General features: G+C 66.2%; 3 protein-coding genes. All 3 read right to left on the reverse strand.

The window, feature by feature from the left end; translation table 11 throughout:
- Positions 1 to 34: 34 nt before the first annotated feature.
- Positions 35 to 1,828 carry a Na(+)/H(+) antiporter subunit D gene (locus ACV4UX_RS18265; RefSeq protein WP_491594708.1) on the reverse strand — a complete coding sequence of 598 codons (1,794 nt, stop codon included), beginning with the start codon at positions 1,826 to 1,828 and terminating at the stop codon, positions 35 to 37.
- Complete coding sequence (locus ACV4UX_RS18270) at positions 1,821 to 2,072, reverse strand: hypothetical protein (protein ID WP_491594709.1); 252 nt, start codon at positions 2,070 to 2,072, stop codon at positions 1,821 to 1,823. Before ACV4UX_RS18270 ends, ACV4UX_RS18265 begins: the two co-directional genes overlap by 8 nt.
- On the reverse strand, positions 2,069 to 3,029 hold a 961-nt coding region (locus ACV4UX_RS18275; protein ID WP_491594710.1), incomplete at its 5' end, for a proton-conducting transporter transmembrane domain-containing protein. The genes ACV4UX_RS18275 and ACV4UX_RS18270, both read right to left, overlap by 4 nt.

Here is a 3,029-nt window from a genome sequence, read left to right on the forward strand (position 1 = left end):
CAGAAAGTCCATACCCGGCATCCTCCTTGGATCCTCAGGCTGCGGCCAGGAGCGCCAGCGCCAGGGCCACCAGGGCCAGCATGGCGATGATGTTCAACTGGAGCCTGCCGCTCTGGAACGTGCGCAGGGCCTCGCCGTATTCCCGCACGGTGCGGGCGATGCCGTCCACCACGCCGTCGATGGCGTGCCAGTCGAACCAGGACCAGTAGCGCGCCGTCTTCATGAGCGGCACGATGCCCTGGCGGTCCCAGGCCTCGCTCACGGCGTCGTCGGCCGACTGCACGGGCTTGCGGGCGAACCAGTAGAAGGCGCGTCCGCCCATGCGGTAGAACCAGTCCAGGTCCAGGCTGATCTTGGGCTCGGGGGTGAGCTTCTTGAGCAGCAGGAAGAAGCCCAGGGCCGTGAAGAGCAGGATCTGCAGCGTCTCCGAGAGGTGGTAGGCCGTGTAGGGCTCGTAGGCCTGGGCCACCTGCGGGAAGGGCAGCATCTTGTAGAGGTAGGGCGTGTAGCAGCCGATGAAGATGCACAGGATGGAAGCCAGGATCATGCCCACCTGCATGTTCATGGGCGGGTCGCTGGCTCGCTCCCAGGTCTCCTCGGAGCAGTTGTTCTTGCCGAACCAGATGAAGTACGGAACCTTCAGGCCCGTGTGCAGGAACGTGCCCGCCGAGGCCAGGGTGAGCAGGAAGGCCGCCCAGTAGTTGTGCACCTCGAACCCGGCGGCCACGATCATGGCCTTGGAGACGAAGCCGCTGAAGAGCGGGAAGGCCGAGATGGAGAGCCCCCCGATGAGCGTGTACACGAACGTGCGCGGCATCCGCTTGTAGAGCCCGCCCAGTTCGGTGAACTTGCTCTTGCCGGTCATGTGCAGCACGGCCCCGCACCCCATGAAGAGCAGGCCCTTGTAGAGGATGTGGGCGAAGGCGTGGGCGCAGGCCCCGTTGATGGCCAGCTCCGTGCCGATGCCCACGCCCGCCACCATGTACCCCACCTGGCTGATGATGTGGTAGGCCAGCAGGCGTCTCGAATCGTTCTCCAGCACCGCGTAGACCACGCCGTAGAGGGCCATGCACACGCCCAGGGGCACCAGGATCTCCATGCCAGCGAAGCCCCTGGCCAGGGCGTAGACCGCCGTCTTGGTGGTGAAGGCGCACATGAACACGGAGCCCGTCACCGTGGCCTCGCCGTAGGCGTCGGGCAGCCAGGCGTGCAGGGGCGGCACGGCGGCGTTGAGGATGAAGCCCGCCAGGATCAGCCAGGTGTAGAGCTGGGGCGAAGCCACGCCGATGGGGCCGAAGGAGATGTCGCCCCCCGTGGCCTGGTAGCGCAGCACCAGCCCCGCCAGGAGCAGCAGCCCGCCCGCGGTGTGCACCAGCAGGTAGCGGTAGCCCGAGACCAGCGATTCCTTGCGCCCCCGGAACCACACCAGGAACACCGAGGAGAAGGCCATCACCTCCCAGAAGAGGAAGAGCACCAGGTAGTCGCCGCAGAAGATCACGCCCAGGGAGCCCGCCACGTAGACCCACGCCGCCGAGTGCTGGGCGGGCTCCTCCACGTGCAGGCCGTAGATGGTGCCGATCACGCACATGAGGGTCATGATGTAGGCGAACACCATGGAGAGGGCGTCCACGCGGCCGAAGGTGAGCGTCCAGTCCAGGAAGCGCGTCACGCCGTGCACCCCGAAGTTGCCCTGCATGGAGAGCACGTCAGCGAAGGCCAGCACGGGCACGGCCACCAGGAAGACCTTGCGGAAGGCCTTGGGCAACAGCGGCAGGATGACGGCCCCGGCCAGGAGAATCAGCGAGGGGTGGATCCAGAGATCAGTCATCGTAGTAGTCCTCGCGGGTCATGATGCCCAGGTGGCCGAACCACTTGGAGACCACGATGATGAGCACGCAGGCCACGAAGCCGAACACGGCCCAGAAGCCCGGGATGCGCTCCATGAAGGTGTGGGCGTGCTCCTTGGAGACGAAGAGGGCGTCCCAGAGCACCAGGAGGGCCAGCACGGCCAGGCAGGCGCGGATGGTGGTCCCCAGCCTGTCGCGGAAGAAGTCGATGAATCTGACGATCATCCTGTCACCGCCTTCACGAAGAGCATGAGAGAGTCGGGGAAGATGCCGATGTAGACCGAGATGGCCGCCGCGATGAGGATGGGGGCCACCATGGCCAGGGGGGCCTCGCGTATGCCCGTGTACGCCTCGCCCTCGGGGCGTTTGCCGAAGAAGGCCTTGTAGGTGACCGGCGCGAAGTAGGCCACGTTGAGCAGCGTGCTGGCCAGGAGCACCACCAGGATGCCCAGGGAGTGGGCGGGCATCTCCATGGCCCCCACCAGGAGCTTCCACTTGGTGACGAAGCCCGCCACCGGCGGCGCGCCGATCATGGAGAGCGAGGCCACGGCGAAGGCGCCGAAGGTGAAGGGCATGGTGCGCCCCAGGCCGCCCATCTGGGAGATGTACTTCTTGTGGGTGGCCACGTAGATGGCGCCCGCGCAGAAGAAGAGCGTGATCTTGGAGAAGGCGTGGTTGGCGATGTGCACGATGCCGCCCTGGATGCCGTCCACGGTGAGCAGGGCCACGCCCAGGATGATGTAGGAGAGCTGGCTCACGGTGGAGTAGGCCAGCCGCGCCTTGAGGTTGTCCTTGGTGAGGGCGATGATGGAGGCCGCCAGGATGGTGAAGGAGACGAAGTAGGCCGTGGGCCAGCCTACGTCCAGAAGCTTCATGAGGTCGGTGCCGAAGGTGAAGAGCATCACGCGCGCGGTGCAGAACACGCCCACCTTCACCACGGCCACGGCGTGCAGCAGGGCCGAGACGGGGGTGGGGGCCACCATGGCCCCGGGCAGCCAGTTGTGGAAGGGCATGATGCCATTCTTGGCGAAGCCCAGGACGCAGCAGGCGTAGAGGATGGTGGCCAGCACGCCGTGCACGCCGTTGGGGAACACGCCCGACTGGATGTTGTGGGCGAAGTCCAGGGTGCCGGTGAGCACGTAGATGGCGATCATGGCCGGAAGGATCAGCCCCTTGGCCGTG

The sequence above is a fragment of the Fundidesulfovibrio sp. genome, from assembly GCF_058402725.1.